Source organism: Pseudomonas acericola (SeqCode) (genome assembly GCF_053456465.1).
In genome coordinates this window covers 425,428-440,512 of the sequence record NZ_JBRFJB010000001.1, presented here as the reverse complement: position 1 = coordinate 440,512, position 15,085 = coordinate 425,428, and the positions used below count along the sequence as shown (strand labels likewise).

The following is a 15,085-nucleotide window of genomic DNA, read 5'->3' as shown; positions in this document are numbered from 1 at the left end:
TGCTTATCGCAATGCGAGTAACCCTTCGACCAACGGCTGTAGATCCAAACCATTGACCCGCTTGACCTGCTCCACCATCACCTGCGGCCAGCACTGCATGCCCAGGCAGGCACCCAGCATGGCGCCGAGAATCGCGGCAATGGTGTCGGTGTCACCGCCAAGGCTGGCAGCAAGGCACAATGCTTCGAAGGCAATCATCTCGCCCACCGCCACCTGTTGGGCCAGGGCAAACGACACCACCACCGATTCCTGGGACGCAACCGAGGTGCCGATCAACTCGTAGAGCAAATCCGCAAACAACGCTTTGTCGCCACTGCCGACGCTCAAAGTGCGCGCCCAACTGATGCGGGTAGAGATGCGCCCGCCCGCGATCCAGTGGCCGTGCTGCTCGGCCTGCTGGGCGACCTGGGTGCCGATGTTCAGCGCTTCACCCAGGTCCACGCCGTTGATGCCGGCCGAGACCACGGCCGCCACGGCAGCGGCGCTGGAGATGCCCAGGCTGGTGTTATGGGTGACCTGGCACGCCTGGATCACGGCCTGGATAAAGTGCGCGGGGTCGCTGACATCGGCGGCAATACCGACGGGCGTGATACGCATCGCCGCGCCGTTGGTAGTGCCGTAGCGCCCGGACTCTTCCGGCGTGTGGCCAGCGAGGATCATGTCGATCGCGCGTTTGGTCGAGGGGCCGAGCAAGTCCTGGGAGCCCTTGGCGCGCATCACCGCTTCCCAGTCGATCAGGCGCTGGGCGAGCACGGTGGGTTCGATGCGGCCTTGGCCTTCCACCAGCAACTCGCCCACCAGGATCGCCTGCTCGGTGTCATCGGTGATGGAACCGGCGGGCATGTTTGGCGCGATGGGTTGGTCGGCGCCGGCATCTTCCAGCGCGGTGATGGCTCCGAAGCGGGCGCGCACTTGCTCGCGGCTCAAGGACTGGGTCGGCATGCCCAGGGCGTCGCCCAAAGCCAAGCCGTAGAAGGCGCCGAGGGCGCGGTTGTGCGGGGTCATTTCGAATTCCCAAATTGCAGGTGCAGGCGAAAGTGCAGTGGGTCGAGCAGGCTTTCGACATGTTCCATAAAGCGCTCGCGACGGTCATAGGTGGTGCGCGAGGCCTTGAGAAACACGCTGCCGGCGGGACGGCCGAGCAATTCGGCATCGCCATCACTGAGGGGCTCGGCACCGATCCACTGGTCACCTTCCGCACCCACATAGCCGTAGGCCGCCAGGGTGATGGTCAGGGAGTTTTCGATCAGGCCGACTGTTGGCAGGCTTTCCAAGCCGCCGGACGCTGGCATCAGCGAGCGCTCCAGGGACACGGCGGTGCCATCGGTGGTGTAGCGCAGGCGGTCGAGGGCAATGAATTGGTCGCTGCCGAAACGGCTGAGCAGGTCCGGCCGGGTCACGGCTTCGAGGCGCAGAATATCGGTGTTGATCCGCGCGCCCGTGTCCGCCAAGGCCTGGGCCCAGCCGCTGCGCTGGTCGAGCACCATGCCGTCAAAGGTGACGATGGAGCCGACACCGCTCTGGGTGGCGATGTAGTTGCGTCGCTTGAGTTCGGCGAGGGCCTCACGCAGGGTGCCGCGACTGACCGCAAACTCTTCGGCCAGTTGATGCTCACCCGGCAACAGAAAGCCGTCGACCATCACCCCACCTTCGATTCGGCGGATCAGTTCATCGACGACGCGTTTTTTCTTATCAAATCGGACATGTCTAATCATGTACAAATTGATAACCGAAAGCCGCCGTTGGCAGCAAGCGAATTATTTCAGGGAGATGAAAAAACCGGCCTCAGGGTTCCAGGCCAATGGGGAAAAACACCCCGCCGCTCCAGACGCCCAGCCACTTCTGACCGTTGATCGGACGGCTCACCGCCAGCTCCACCAGTTGGTAGAACACGTTGCGATGCACGAGGGCTTCGAGGTTGGTGCGTACCCGCAGATACGGTGAAGGCTCCTCGGTGAGCGGGTCGATGACCACACGCAGCGGGTGCTCCATGCCGGCGTCGATCGTCTCGTCGACATTGCTGGTAAAGCGCAGCACCTGGCTTTCGCCCTGCCCTTCGACCTCCAGGATCAGCGCGACGAACGGCGCATCTTCGACGCTGATGCCGACTTTTTCCACAGGGGTGATCAGGAAGTAATCATCGCCATCGCGGCGGATGATATTGGAGAACAGCTTGACCATCGGCTTACGCCCGATCGGCGTGCCCTGGTAGAACCAAGTGCCATCGCGAGCAATGCGCATGTCGATATGGCCGCAGAACTCCGGGTTCCACAGGTGTACCGGCGCCGGTCCCTTGCCCTTGGGCAGTTGGGCCAACAGATCGTTGGCCTTGGCGGAATCGGTCATGGGCATCTCCTGTGTCTTACTGATCGCTCATGCCCAGCAGGCCACGGGCGTACTTGGCCAGGGGGCGGGCGATCAGGTCTTCTGGCTTGTTGTCGTGGAACGTCAGTAAACCGCCACGGCTGCGAATGCGCACAGTATCAATCAAATACTGGGTGCTGGTCTCGATCAGCATGACCTGGATCACACCGCTGTCGAGGCCGACGCGGTCGAGGGCTTCCTGGTCGGCCCACTCGTCGGCGTTGCCGATGCGGTCATCGGCCTTGGCGAAACGGCAGTACAACAGGTAATGGGCGCCGGCGGCACGGGCTTCGGCCATCGCCTGTTCCAGGCCTTCCGGCTGGCGGGCGCGGCGCACCATGGGGAAGTATTCGATGAAGCCGTTGAAAGCTTCTTCGGCCACCACGTTCGGGCGCGGGTAGGCGCTGCCGGGCGGCACGAAGGCGCCCTGGGCGATAAAGATAAAGGAGTCCGGCTGCACGCGGATCGAGTTGGTACGACGGGTATCGCTGTGGTCCAGCAAGCCGGCGTCGCTCATCTGATAGCGGGTGCCTTCGGCCATATCGCTGACGGTCATGCAACCACTCAGCGTCAATGACGCCAGCAACAAAACCAGACTACGCATCCTAATCCTCCAGAAGCCGGTGACGGAAAACCGGCGAATGGGCGTGAGATGCAGAATTTGGGCCAGTGGGACGGCTTCAAGCTTCAAGCTTGGGGCTTCGAGCTTCGGGCTCGGCGTCAGCCGCCAATAATCTTCATAATCGTCGCACCGCCCGAGAACGCCACTTCCTGCTTGTCGCCCAGGGCTTTCATCAGCAACCCTTGCAGCGCCGGCAATGCCTGGTGGCGCGGCTTGTCCAGCAGGTCGCCTACATAGTGGCGGTTGCTCGATGACAGGCAGCCATGCAGCCAACCGGTAGACGACAGCCGCAGACGCGAACAGGTCCGGCAGAACGGCACGCTTTCATTGGCGATCACGCCAAAGTAGCCCTTGCCAGGGATTTCATATCGCACGGCGGTGGCGTCCACCGGGGCATTGGCTTGCAGGTATTCGTGGCGCTCGCCAATCAGGCTGAGCAATTGCTGCAAGCTGACGAATTGCTGCAAAAACGCATTGGAATCCTTGGCCAGGTGGCCCATGCGCATCAACTCGATAAAACGCAGCTCGTAGCCACGTTCCAGGCAGTAGTCGAGCAGCGGCATCACCTGGTCCAGGTTCTGGCCGCGCAACGGCACCATGTTGACCTTGATCTTGATCCCGGCGGCGCGGGCCTGGTCCATGCCGTCGAGCACGGTGGCGAGATCGCCGCCACGGGCGATGCTGCGGAAGGCATCGGCGTCCAGGGTGTCGAGGGAGACGTTGATACGCTGGATGCCGGCATCCAACAGCAGCGGCAGTTTGCGCGCCAGTAACTGGCCGTTGGTGGTCAGGCTGATATCACTGAGGCCCATCTGCCCCACCGCGCCCATGAAGGCTTCCAGCTTGGGACTGACCAGCGGCTCGCCGCCGGTGATGCGCAGGCGGTCTATGCCCGCCGCTTCGATCAGATATTCGACGCCCCGCGCCATGGCCTCGGCCGAGAGTTCGTCCTGGGCAGCCACCAGCCGCTTGCCGTTGGGCACGCAGTAGGTACACGCATAATTGCAGGCTGAGGTCAGGCTGATCCGCAAATTGCGAAAACGCCTGCCTTGACGATCAACGATCATGGATCACTCCGGCAGAGGATGATTCGGGCGCGCTAAAAGCTGACTGATAAATCAGCTTTTAGCAAGAGTCCTTGCCTGAGTATATTCCTGGGGTACTGCGTCTGGCAGTAAATCCTTACGCAGCCGGCGGTTCAGCCGGTGGCAGTTCGCTGCTGTGCTTGCGCTTGTTGCCCATGCGCACGCCGATATCCATCAGGAACTGGAAGAAACCTTCCTGATCTTCCAGCACATTGCTCCAGAACGGCGAGTGGTACAGCGCCACCGCTCCATGCACCAACGCCCAGGCGGCGCAGTAGTGGAAATACGGCGGCACGTCTTCCAGCTTGCCTTCGCTGATGCGGCCCTTGATCAGCAGGGTCAGGCGTTCGAAGTTCGAGGCACGGATCTTGTGCAGCTCCTCGACCATTTCCGGCACCTGATGACCCTTGACCACCTTTTCTTCCAGGCGGTCGAACAGGCGGTAGCGTTGCGGGTCGCGCATGCGGAATTCGAAGTAGGCGCGGGACAGGGCTTCCTTGTCCTTGTCCACATCGGCCGAATGTAGCAGCTCATTCAAGTCGCGCTCGTAGTCGAGCATCAGGCGCAGGTAGATCTCGGCCTTGGACTTGAAGTGCTTGTAGATCGTGCCTTTGCCGATACCCACGGCATCCGCGATCATCTCGACGGTGACGCTGTCTTCACCTTGTTCGAGAAACAACTTGAGCGCGGTGTCGAGAATTTCCTGCTCACGGCGGCGAAACTCACGGACCTTACGGGGTTCTTTGTGCATGAGAAAGAGGTCTGCAAAGGTGACTGTGGGGAGGGTTGCGCAGGGCCACGAACACGTGGCGATACGATTTACCCGGTGCGAGGGATTATCCCGACTGAACGGTCGTTGGGCAACGCCTATGTGAACCCGCCGCACACTTAAGTTTCAGCGCGCCAACGATTTCATCGCTTGCAGTCAGAAATCATACGTAACAAAGGCACCTGTACACCCGCTTAATGAGAACTCAAGCGAAGCGCGCGTATTCCAAATCTGTTTAAAAAACGACCAGTCGCGACTGGACTGAATCAGATACTGATCAATACTTGAACTGTCGGCGCGGCATCTCCCCCAAGTGACGCGCTGACCCTGGGTACCGACGGACTGTGTGCCCTGTTTTACTCCTAATGGTCTTAGCCCGGATTCACCCCCCAGAACCCGGGTTTTTTTTGCCTACGATTTAACGTGGGCCAGCGGGAACAGGCGCTTGAAGTTCTCGGTCGTCTGTTCGGCAAAGCGCTCAACGGACTCACCGCGCAGCATCGCCAGGTAATCCGCCACATCCCGCACATACTCCGGCAGGTTCGGCTTGCCGCGATGGGGAATGGGCGCCAGGTACGGCGAGTCGGTTTCCACCAGCAGGCGGTCGGCCGGCACTTGGCGTGCCACGTCACGCAAGGCGTCGGCATTGCGGAAGGTGACAATCCCCGACAGGGAAATGTAGAAACCCAGGTCCAGGGCCGCCTTGGCCATGTCCCAGTCTTCGGTAAAACAATGCAGCACCCCGGCCTGGGGCAGCGCGGCTTCGCGCAGCAGGGCCAGGGTGTCGGCGCGGGCGCCACGGGTGTGGACGATCACCGGTTTGCCGGTCTGCTGGGCGGCTTGCAGGTGCAGGCGGAACGAGGCCTGCTGCAACTCGGCGGCTTCGGGCTCGTAGTGGTAGTCCAGGCCGGTTTCGCCAATCGCCACCACGCGCGGGTGGTTGAGTTCACCCAGCAACCAGTCGAGGGCCGGGGCTTCGCCGGGCTTGAGGTCCAGCGGGTGGATGCCCACCGAACAATCCACATCGGCATAACGCTCGGCCAGGGCTTTGACGTCGGCAGCGTTGTCGGCGCTGACGCCGATACACAGGAAGTGCCCTACTCCGCGCTGGCGCGCTGCTTCAAGGGCGGCGTCGAGGGAACCGCCGTGTTGGGCAAGGTCGAGGCGGTCGAGGTGGCAATGGGAATCTACGAGCATAGGTAGTTACGACTTAAATCACAGAGAGTGTCTGGCCGACGATACACCCGCCGGCCACGGAATTTAACGGCGGCCGAGCAGGCCCACCCATTGCACCAGCAGCGCTTCGAGCAACAGCACGCGGTTGAGGTTGGCCTTGCCGAGCACCTTCTGGCGCTGGGCCAGAATCCAGTCCTGAATGTTGAGCACCTTGTCCTGGGCGCTTTTCTGCGCGAGGTACTGCACGACTTTGCGCATGTCCGGCAGGCCCAGGCCATGTTCATCCTGGGTCAACTGGTAGCGCAGGATCAGGCTCGACCAGTCACAGAACCAGTCGAACAGCAGCAACAGCGGAATATCCTTCCAGGCCGTCTCGGCCAATTGGGTGGCGGACAGTTCCTGCTTGAGCAGTTTCTTCACGCCATCTACCACCAACGCGCGTTGTTCACGCACGCCTTGGGCCTGCAATTTCAGTGCGGCCAGCGGCGAACCGGCGGCCAGGGTGAGCAATTCGGCCCGCTCGTCTGCGCTGCATTCCGGCAACGCCTGCGCCAGCCACTCAAGGCTCATGGCCTCGCTCGGCAACGGGCAGGCCTGCTGTACGCAACGGCTGCGGATCGTCGGCAGCAGACGGCTGGACTGGTGACTCACCAGCAACAACACCGTATCGCCGGACGGTTCTTCCAGGCTCTTGAGCAAGGCGTTGGCGGCGTTGATGTTCATCGCCTCCACCGGCTCGATCAACACTACTTTGCGCCCGCCCATCTGCGCGGTCTGCACCACGAAGCTGACGAGGTCGCGGACCTGATCGACCTTGATCGCCTTGTCGGCTTCCTCGGGTTCCAGCAAGTAATTGTCCGGGTGGCTGCCCGCCTTGAGCAGCAGGCAGGATTTGCACTCGCCACAGGCTTCCAGGTTGACCGGACGCTGGCACAACAGGCTGGCCATCAGGCGTTCGGCGAGCGCACGTTTGCCAATGCCAATCGGCCCGTGCAACAGGTAGGCGTGGGCATGCTGGGCACGTCCCGCCAATTGTTGCCAGAGGCTGTCCTGCCACGGGTAGGCTTCAGCCACGGGCACGCTCCAGCAGGGCCGGCAGCAAGGCATCGATGGCCTGTTGCACCTGGGTCAGCGGCTGGGCGGCATCCAACAGGTAGTAACGCGCGGGCTCGGCCTTGGCGCGGGCGAGGAATGCGCTGCGCACCGCGTCGAAGAAGGCACGGCCTTCCAGCTCGAAGCGGTCCAGGCGACCCCGGGCGCTGGCGCGGGCCAGGCCGACTTCCACTGGCAGGTCGAACACCAGTGTCAGGTCGGGACGCAGATCGCCTTGCACGAACGTTTCCAGCGTGGTGATGCGCTCCAGGCACAAACCCCGGCCGCCGCCCTGATAGGCATAGGTTGAATCGGTGAAACGGTCGCAAATCACCACCGCACCGCGGGCCAGCGCCGGGCGGATCACTTCGGCCAGGTGCTGGGCGCGGGCGGCGAACACCAGCAGCAGCTCGGTGTCCGGGTTCATCGGCTCGTCACCCGGGGCCAGCAGCACGTCGCGGATGCGCTCGGCCAGCGGCGTGCCGCCGGGCTCACGGGTCAACACCACCTCGATGCCATCAGCGCGCAAACGCTCGGCCAGGTAATCGCGGTTGGTGCTTTTGCCGGCGCCTTCGGGGCCTTCCAGGGTAATAAACAAGCCAGTCACAGGCAGTCCTTAGTCAGAGTCATTGCGGGCTTTGCGGCTCGGCGGGCGTGTCGGCGGGCGTATCAGCCGGAGGCGTTGCCTCTTCCGCCGGTTTTACCACGGGCGCCGGGCTGGAGCGGTAATCGGCGCGGCGCTTGAGTTGGAACTCACGCACGGCGGCATTATGCGCATCCAGGTCATCGGAGAAAATATGGCTGCCATCGCCCCGGGCGACAAAATACAGGCTGCTGCCCGGCACCGGGTTCAGCGCGGCATGGATCGCCTCGCGGCCGACCATGGCGATCGGCGTCGGCGGCAAACCGGCAATCATGTAGGTGTTGTAGGGGTTGGCTTCCTTGAGGTGGGCGCGGGTCAACTTACCGTTGTAGCGCTCGCCCAGGCCGTAGATCACCGTCGGGTCGGTCTGCAGCAGCATGCCGATCTTCAGGCGGCGCACAAACACACCGGCGATCTGGCCGCGCTCTTCCGGCACGCCGGTTTCTTTCTCGACCAGCGACGCCATGATCAGTGCTTGATAGGGCTCGGTGTAGGGCGCATCGGCGGCGCGTTTGCTCCACTCCTGGGCGAGGACATCGTCCAGGCGGTTGTAGGCTTTTTTCAGGAACTCGACGTCGGTCATGCCGCGTACGAAGCGATAGGTGTCGGGGAAGAAGCGGCCTTCCGGGAATACGCCGGGGTGGCCGAGTTTTTCCATGACTTCGCTGTCAGTCAGCCCCGACAGGGTTTGTACGATCTTTTCGTGCTTGGCCAAGGCCGAGCGAACTTGGCGGAAATTCCACCCTTCCACCAGTGTGAGGCTGTATTGCACGACTTCGCCGCGCTGCCACAGGCCGATCAAGCCCTGCGCCGTCATGCCCGGGGTCATGCGGTATTCGCCGCTGTGCAAGGGCTGGCCATCAAGGTTGAAGCGCCAGTACAGGCGCAGCCAGAACGCGCCGTCGAGCACGCCGTCGGCTTCCAGGCGATTGAAGGTGCCGGTGGGGGTCGCCCCTGCCGGAACGTCGAGCAATTGCTCCTGGGTCAGGTTCAGGGGCTGTTTGAGGGCAGCGTCGTATTTCCAGGCGCCATAACCCAACAGCAAGGCCGCCGAGAACACACCGACCAGCAGCAGTACAACCAGTTTTCGTATCAACTCAAATATCCAATAGCGCGCGAACAATGCCCTGCAGTTTACGGGTGAGCGGCCCAACCGGCCAGCTCATCGCAGCGCAGTCGCGCACCGGCCAAATGCCATAAACGCTGTTGCAGACAAACACTTCGTCAGCCAGCTGCAACTGCTCCAGGCTGATGTCAGCCACGGCCACCGGGACGCTCAGGGTCTGCGCCTGGGCGAGGATCTCGGCGCGCATGACGCCGGCAACCCCGCAACGCGTCAGATCAGCGGTTAGTAACAAGCCGTTGCACACGAGGAACAGGTTGCTGAACACACCTTCGATGACACGACCAGACACATCCAGCATCAAGCCTTCGGCGTGCTCGGCATCCTGCCATTCGGTGCGGGCAATCACTTGTTCCAGGCGATTGAGATGCTTGAGGCCGGCCAGCAAGGGTTGCTCGGCCAAACGGGTGGCGCACGGAAACAGACGGATGCCGTCAATGCCATGGGCTGGGGGATAGGTTGCGGGCGGACTGCCCTGCAAGATACGGCGCACCGGGGCGCCGGGGTTGATGCCATAACCGCGCAGGCTATCGCCGCGAGTGAGGATCAACTTGAGCACGCCATCGCCAAGGGCGGCGGCATAGGCCTGCACTTCGCTGCGGATCAACCCGTGATCCGCAATGAAAGCGAGGCGCCTGCAGCCGTCGTCGAGACGTTGCAGGTGACGGTCGAGCAGCACGGGCTGCCCAGCCTTGACGGCGATGGTCTCGAACAGCCCATCGCCATAGGCCAGGCCGCGATCTTTCAGGGGCACGTTGTCCGCTGGCTGACCGTCGACCCAGCTGTCCATCACTCGGCGAACCGGCGGAACACCAGGGAACCGTTGGTGCCACCAAAGCCGAACGAGTTGGAAATCGTCACGTCGATCGGCATCGGCTGCGCTTCGTGCGGCACGAAGTTCAGGTCGCAACCTTCGTCCGGCTCATCCAGGTTGATGGTCGGCGGAGCGACCTGGTCCTTGATGGCCATTACGCTGAAGATCGCTTCCACTGCGCCCGCCGCACCCAACAGGTGACCGGTCATGGACTTGGTGGAGCTGACCGCCAGCTTGTAGGCGTGCTCGCCGAACACCGACTTGATGGCCTCGGCTTCCGCCAGGTCGCCGGTCGGCGTCGAGGTGCCGTGGGCGTTGATGTACTGCACCTGGTCGGCATTGATCTTCGCATCGCGCAGGGCATTGGTGATGCAACGCGCAGCGCCGGCACCGTCGGACGGTGGCGAGGTCATGTGATAGGCGTCGCCGCTCATGCCAAAACCGATCAGCTCGGCGTAGATCGTGGCACCACGCGCCTTGGCGTGCTCCAGCTCTTCCAGCACCAGGGCACCGGCACCGTCCGACAGCACAAAGCCGTCACGGCCCTTGTCCCACGGACGGCTGGCACGGGTCGGCTCGTCGTTGCGGGTGGACAGCGCACGGGACGCGCCAAAGCCGCCCATGCCGAGGCCGCAGGCAGCCATTTCGGCGCCACCGGCAATCATCACGTCGGCTTCGTCGTAGGCGATGTTGCGCGCCGCCATGCCGATGCAATGCGTACCCGTGGTACACGCCGTGGCAATGGCGTAGTTAGGCCCCTGTGCACCGAGGTGGATGGACAGAAAACCGGAAATCATATTGATGATCGAGCCCGGCACGAAGAACGGTGAAATTCGACGGGGGCCAGTATCGTGCAGGATGCGGCTGGTTTCTTCGATATTGGTCAGGCCACCAATACCTGAGCCCATGGCCACGCCAATGCGGTCACGGTTGGCGTCGGTGACTTCCAGGCCGGCGTTACGCACTGCCTGAAAACCGGCTGCCAGGCCGTATTGAATGAACAGGTCGAGCTTGCGGGACTCTTTGATCGAGAGATATTCCTCGACATTAAAACCCTTTACCGAGCCGCCAAAACGGGTGGAATAGGCAGAAAGGTCCGTGTGTTCGATCAGACCAATACCACTGCGGCCAGCCAGAATGCCCTGCCAACTGCTCGGCACATCCGTACCCAGTGGCGACAACATACCCATACCGGTGACTACGACGCGTCTACGCGACACAGCACTCTCCTTTTTCTAATGACGACACTTTGCTTCAGGTTCACTTTTCGTCAGGCCTAAAGAAAAAACCGCACGCTGTAACAGCAGTGCGGTTTTTCCCAACAGCAAGCGACGACTAAAAACTATTACGCCTGATGGCTGTTGATGTAGTCGATAGCAGATTGAACGGTAGTGATTTTTTCAGCTTCTTCGTCCGGGATTTCGGTCTCGAATTCCTCTTCCAGAGCCATCACCAGCTCAACGGTGTCAAGGGAATCGGCACCCAGGTCTTCTACGAAGGAAGCAGTGTTGACCACTTCTTCTTCTTTAACGCCCAGTTGCTCGGCAACGATTTTCTTGACGCGCTCTTCGATGGTGCTCATACCTTGTTTAACTCCTAATGGACAAATTCAGGCAGCTGGCCAGTGGGTAAGTGTATAGAAAGCCTTTTCAGCTTTTCAACTGAAAGCTTCACCACGTACCCGATCGGCCACCCGCCTCTAAATTAAGTTGCAGCTTTATAACGGATTTTAGACAGCTCGTATGACATTTTTTTGAAGCGATCCGTCACAATTTAACTCATGTACATCCCGCCGTTCACCGGGATTGTAGCCCCAGTCACGTATGCCGCACCGTCGGATGCCAGGAAAGACACCACATTCGCGATCTCTTGAGCCTGGCCCAGACGGCCCAGCGGAATCTGCGTCAGCAAGGCTTCACGCTGTGCTTCCGGCAGTTCGCGGGTCATATCGGTGTCGATGAACCCAGGGGCCACCGAGTTGACCGTAATCGACCGCGAACCGACTTCACGTGCCAATGCACGGCTGAAACCTTCCAGACCGGCCTTGGCGGACGCGTAGTTTACTTGGCCTGCGTTGCCCATGGCACCCACTACGGAGCCAATATTGATAATTCGACCCCAACGCGCCTTGGTCATGCCGCGCAGAACGCCCTTGGACAGGCGAAACAGACTGTTCAAGTTGGTATCGACTACGTCGTACCACTCGTCGTCTTTCATGCGCATCATCAGGTTGTCACGGGTGATACCAGCGTTGTTCACCAGAATAGCCGGCGCGCCGAACTCTGCCGTGATCTGGGCCAATACAGCGGCCACGGATTCATCGCTGGTCACGTTCAGCTCAAGGCCAGTGCCTTGCACGCCGTTTTCCTTCAGGGTCGCGGCGATACGCTCGGCGCCCGAAGCGGAAGTGGCGGTGCCGATCACAACGGCGCCCTGACGGCCCAATTCCAGGGCAATCGCCTGGCCAATGCCACGGCTGGCGCCGGTAACCAGTGCAACTTTACCTTGCAGACTCATGCAGGCTTCTCCCAAGTTCGAAAATAAAGGCTCAGGCCAGTGCTGCACGAGCGGCAGCGAAGGCATCCGGGGTATTGAGGTTGGCAGTCGACACGCCGTCGGCGCAACGCTTGTTCAGGCCGGCCAGGACTTTGCCCGGGCCGCACTCGACCAGCTCGGTGGCGCCATTGGCAGCCAGGGTCTGGACAGATTCAACCCAGCGCACTGGCTTGTAGAGTTGCTCCAGCAGGTCGCGCTTGAGGGTGTCGAGGTCGGCAGCCACGGCCGCGCTGACGTTCTGCACCAGCGGGATCTGCGGTGCCTGCCAGTTGATGGCGGCGATGGACTCGGCAAAACGCTCGGCTGCCGGGCGCATCAGCTCGCAGTGCGACGGCACGCTCACTGGCAACGGCAACGCGCGCTTGGCGCCACGGGCCTTGCAGCCTTCGATGGCGCGCTCAACCGCGGCCTTGGCACCGGCGATCACGACCTGGCCAGGCGAGTTGAAGTTCACCGCGCTGACCACTTCGCCCTGGGCCGCTTCGGCGCAGGCTTCGATCACCACGGCATCGTCCAGGCCCAGGATAGCGGCCATGCCGCCCTGCCCGGCAGGAACGGCTTCTTGCATCAATTGGCCACGACGCTCGACCAGCTTGACCGCTTCCGCGAGCGTCAGGCTGCCCGCCGCTACCAGGGCGCTGTATTCGCCCAGGCTGTGACCGGCAACAAATGCCGGACGCGTGCCGCCCTCTGCCAGCCACAAGCGCCACAGGGCGATCGAAGCGGTCAGGATGGCCGGCTGGGTTTTATCGGTTTGATTGAGTTGCTCTTCCGGCCCTTGCTGGGTCAGCGCCCACAGGTCGTAACCCAGGGCGTCGGAAGCTTCCTTGAAGGTATCCAGGATCAGCGGGTATTGCGCGCCCAGCTCGGCCAACATGCCGAGGGACTGCGAACCCTGCCCTGGAAAGACGAATGCGAGGGATGTAGACATGTAACAAGCCCCTAATGATCTGGTCGTCAAAAATGAACGCGCCTACGGTGGGAGCGCACGAAACTGACAGATTGGATGGTCAATTGAACTGGCCGGTCACATTTAAGCATTTCCGGGCCGATTCGCCTAAGGCAACAGATCCTCGAGACGGCCGTGCAAGCGCTGTGGCAGGTTTTCCTGGATCTCGATCAGGGCCCGCGCAATCGCGCTTTGAAAGCCTTCCACACCGGCCGAGCCATGGCTTTTCACCACGATGCCCTGTAAGCCGAGAAAGCTCGCACCGTTATGCCGTGCGGGCGCCAGGTCAGCCTGCAAGCGGCGCATCAATGGCAGCGCCAAAGCACCCACCAGACGCGAAGCGAAGCTCTGCTTGAACAGCGCTTCAATGCGCGTGGCGATCATCGTCGCCAGGCCTTCACTGGATTTAAGCAGGATATTGCCGACAAATCCGTCACATACCACCACATCCGCTTCGCCACGGTACAAACCGTCCCCCTCGACAAAACCGATGTAATTCAAGCCGCGCGCGCCCTGTAACAACGCGGCGGCGAGCTTGACCTGCTGATTGCCCTTGATGTCTTCGGTGCCGATATTCAGCAACGCGACACGCGGTCGGGCCACGCCCAATGCTTCGGCGGCCACCGAACCCATCACCGCGAACTGGAACAGATGCTCGGCACTGCAATCGACGTTCGCGCCCAGGTCCAGCAACTGGCAATAGCCTTTCTGCGTCGGAATCGCTGCGACCATCGCCGGCCGATCAATGCCCGGCAACGTCTTGAGCACATAACGCGACAACGCCATCAACGCGCCGGTGTTGCCGGCACTGACACAGGCTTGCACCTTGCCATCACGCAACAGCTCCAGAGCCACGCGCATTGAAGAGTCAGGCTTGCCACGCAGGGCAGCCGCCGGCTTTTCATCCATGGTGATGGTTTCGCTGGCTGGCGTAATCGTCAGGCGCGCGCGATCCACCGCCGGATGGCTGGCAATCAGGTCTTCAAGTAAGGAGAGTTGACCGACAAGGGTCAGGTGCAGCGAGGGCGTTGCAGACAGGCTGGCGATGCAGGCCTGAACAATGCTGCGGGGACCGAAGTCCCCGCCCATTGCGTCTATCGCGATGACTAGAGCAGACAAGTGATTACTCGTCAGCGCCCTTGTCGATCACTTTACGACCACGGTATACGCCTTCTGGCGATACGTGGTGACGCAGGTGAATTTCACCGGTGGTTTTTTCTACAGACAGAGTGCTCGCCGTCAGGGCGTCGTGCGAACGACGCATGTCACGGGCAGAGCGGGATTTTTTGTTCTGCTGAACAGCCATAATTGATTAACTCCTAAACGTTTGGGTCACGCTTTAACTGCGCCAATACACTGAACGGGTTGGACCGCGTTACCTCGTCCTCGCTCGGTTCGAGCTCGTCATCGAGCCCCTCCGGCTGCTGGCATTCTTCCGGATGATGAGCAGGCACAATGGGCAAGGCGAGCAAAAGCTCCTCCTCGATCAGTGCATGCAGATCCAATGGATCTTCGCCCAGTTCCAGCACGTCATAACCTTTCGGTAACGACTGGGTATTCGCACCCTCCTTCACCACAGCGTAACTGCATTCGCTGTGAATCGGCAGGGTGACCAGCTCAAGACAACGCTGGCAAACCATTTTGACCTCGGTGTCGATAAAGCTGTGAATTACCACAGATTTACGTTCATCTCGTTCAAAAACGAATTTAGCCTGCACCGTACCGACAGTGTCGGAAAGCGGGTCGCAGAGTCTCTCCAAATCGGCCAGCAGCAATTCACCTTGAAGGGAAGTGCCACGATCTGCCAATTTGCGCGGGTCAACGTGAGGTGGAATCGGGTCATTCAACATAGGCGCAGCATTATAGGGATGCACCCAGCCATGTCAAAGGAA

The 15,085-nt window shown here is 61.2% G+C and carries 18 protein-coding genes; all 18 read right to left on the bottom strand.

Annotated elements, in window-relative coordinates; genetic code table 11:
- Positions 1-3: 3 nt before the first annotated feature.
- A complete protein-coding gene (locus tag ACU688_RS02060; protein ID WP_448183479.1) occupies positions 4-1,005 on the bottom strand; it encodes an ADP-ribosylglycohydrolase family protein in 1,002 nt (333 codons plus the stop codon).
- Positions 1,002-1,715 carry a GntR family transcriptional regulator gene (locus tag ACU688_RS02055; protein ID WP_448183478.1) on the bottom strand — a complete coding sequence of 238 codons (714 nt, stop codon included), beginning with the start codon at positions 1,713-1,715 and terminating at the stop codon, positions 1,002-1,004. Before ACU688_RS02055 ends, ACU688_RS02060 begins: the two co-directional genes overlap by 4 nt.
- A 70-nt stretch (positions 1,716-1,785) precedes the next feature.
- Positions 1,786-2,346, bottom strand: a complete 561-nt coding sequence (locus tag ACU688_RS02050; RefSeq protein WP_448183477.1) for a DUF1285 domain-containing protein — start codon at positions 2,344-2,346, stop codon at positions 1,786-1,788.
- A gap of 16 nt (positions 2,347-2,362) precedes the next feature.
- Entirely contained in the window at positions 2,363-2,968 is a 606-nt protein-coding gene (locus ACU688_RS02045; RefSeq protein ID WP_017737748.1) for a DUF4823 domain-containing protein, read from the bottom strand.
- A 116-nt stretch (positions 2,969-3,084) separates the two neighbouring features.
- On the bottom strand, positions 3,085-4,053 hold the full coding sequence (locus ACU688_RS02040) for a GTP 3',8-cyclase MoaA (protein WP_448183476.1): 969 nt from the start codon (positions 4,051-4,053) through the stop codon (positions 3,085-3,087).
- A 115-nt stretch (positions 4,054-4,168) separates the two neighbouring features.
- Positions 4,169-4,822 (bottom strand): TetR/AcrR family transcriptional regulator, encoded by a 654-nt coding sequence (locus ACU688_RS02035; protein ID WP_124526710.1) that lies wholly within the window; start codon positions 4,820-4,822, stop codon positions 4,169-4,171.
- Between the two features lie 429 nt (positions 4,823-5,251).
- Positions 5,252-6,037, bottom strand: a complete 786-nt coding sequence (locus ACU688_RS02030; RefSeq protein WP_124526711.1) for a TatD family hydrolase — start codon at positions 6,035-6,037, stop codon at positions 5,252-5,254.
- A gap of 63 nt (positions 6,038-6,100) precedes the next feature.
- Entirely contained in the window at positions 6,101-7,090 is a 990-nt protein-coding gene (locus ACU688_RS02025; RefSeq protein ID WP_448183475.1) for a DNA polymerase III subunit delta', read from the bottom strand.
- Positions 7,083-7,715: a dTMP kinase gene (gene tmk, locus ACU688_RS02020; RefSeq protein WP_448183474.1), complete on the bottom strand. Its 633-nt coding sequence runs from the start codon at positions 7,713-7,715 to the stop codon at positions 7,083-7,085. Before tmk ends, ACU688_RS02025 begins: the two co-directional genes overlap by 8 nt.
- Before the next feature lie 19 nt (positions 7,716-7,734).
- Positions 7,735-8,847, bottom strand: coding sequence for an endolytic transglycosylase MltG (mltG, locus tag ACU688_RS02015; protein ID WP_448183473.1), 1,113 nt, complete (start codon positions 8,845-8,847; stop codon positions 7,735-7,737).
- A 1-nt stretch (position 8,848) separates the two neighbouring features.
- A complete protein-coding gene (gene pabC / locus ACU688_RS02010; RefSeq protein WP_448183472.1) occupies positions 8,849-9,664 on the bottom strand; it encodes an aminodeoxychorismate lyase in 816 nt (271 codons plus the stop codon).
- Positions 9,664-10,908: a beta-ketoacyl-ACP synthase II gene (gene fabF / locus ACU688_RS02005; protein ID WP_448183471.1), complete on the bottom strand. Its 1,245-nt coding sequence runs from the start codon at positions 10,906-10,908 to the stop codon at positions 9,664-9,666. The genes pabC and fabF overlap by 1 nt, the downstream gene beginning before the upstream one ends.
- Positions 10,909-11,033: 125 nt before the next feature.
- Positions 11,034-11,270 (bottom strand): acyl carrier protein, encoded by a 237-nt coding sequence (gene acpP, locus ACU688_RS02000; protein WP_448183470.1) that lies wholly within the window; start codon positions 11,268-11,270, stop codon positions 11,034-11,036.
- Positions 11,271-11,461: 191 nt separating this feature from the next.
- Positions 11,462-12,205, bottom strand: coding sequence for a 3-oxoacyl-ACP reductase FabG (gene fabG / locus ACU688_RS01995; protein WP_124528226.1), 744 nt, complete (start codon positions 12,203-12,205; stop codon positions 11,462-11,464).
- A 31-nt stretch (positions 12,206-12,236) separates the two neighbouring features.
- Positions 12,237-13,175, bottom strand: a complete 939-nt coding sequence (gene fabD, locus ACU688_RS01990; protein ID WP_448183469.1) for an ACP S-malonyltransferase — start codon at positions 13,173-13,175, stop codon at positions 12,237-12,239.
- A 126-nt stretch (positions 13,176-13,301) separates the two neighbouring features.
- Positions 13,302-14,312 carry a phosphate acyltransferase PlsX gene (gene plsX / locus ACU688_RS01985; protein WP_448183468.1) on the bottom strand — a complete coding sequence of 337 codons (1,011 nt, stop codon included), beginning with the start codon at positions 14,310-14,312 and terminating at the stop codon, positions 13,302-13,304.
- A 4-nt stretch (positions 14,313-14,316) separates the two neighbouring features.
- Positions 14,317-14,499: a 50S ribosomal protein L32 gene (gene rpmF / locus ACU688_RS01980; protein WP_008152339.1), complete on the bottom strand. Its 183-nt coding sequence runs from the start codon at positions 14,497-14,499 to the stop codon at positions 14,317-14,319.
- A 13-nt stretch (positions 14,500-14,512) separates the two neighbouring features.
- A complete protein-coding gene (locus ACU688_RS01975) occupies positions 14,513-15,043 on the bottom strand; it encodes a YceD family protein (protein WP_071483177.1) in 531 nt (176 codons plus the stop codon).
- Between the last annotated feature and the right edge of the window lie 42 nt (positions 15,044-15,085).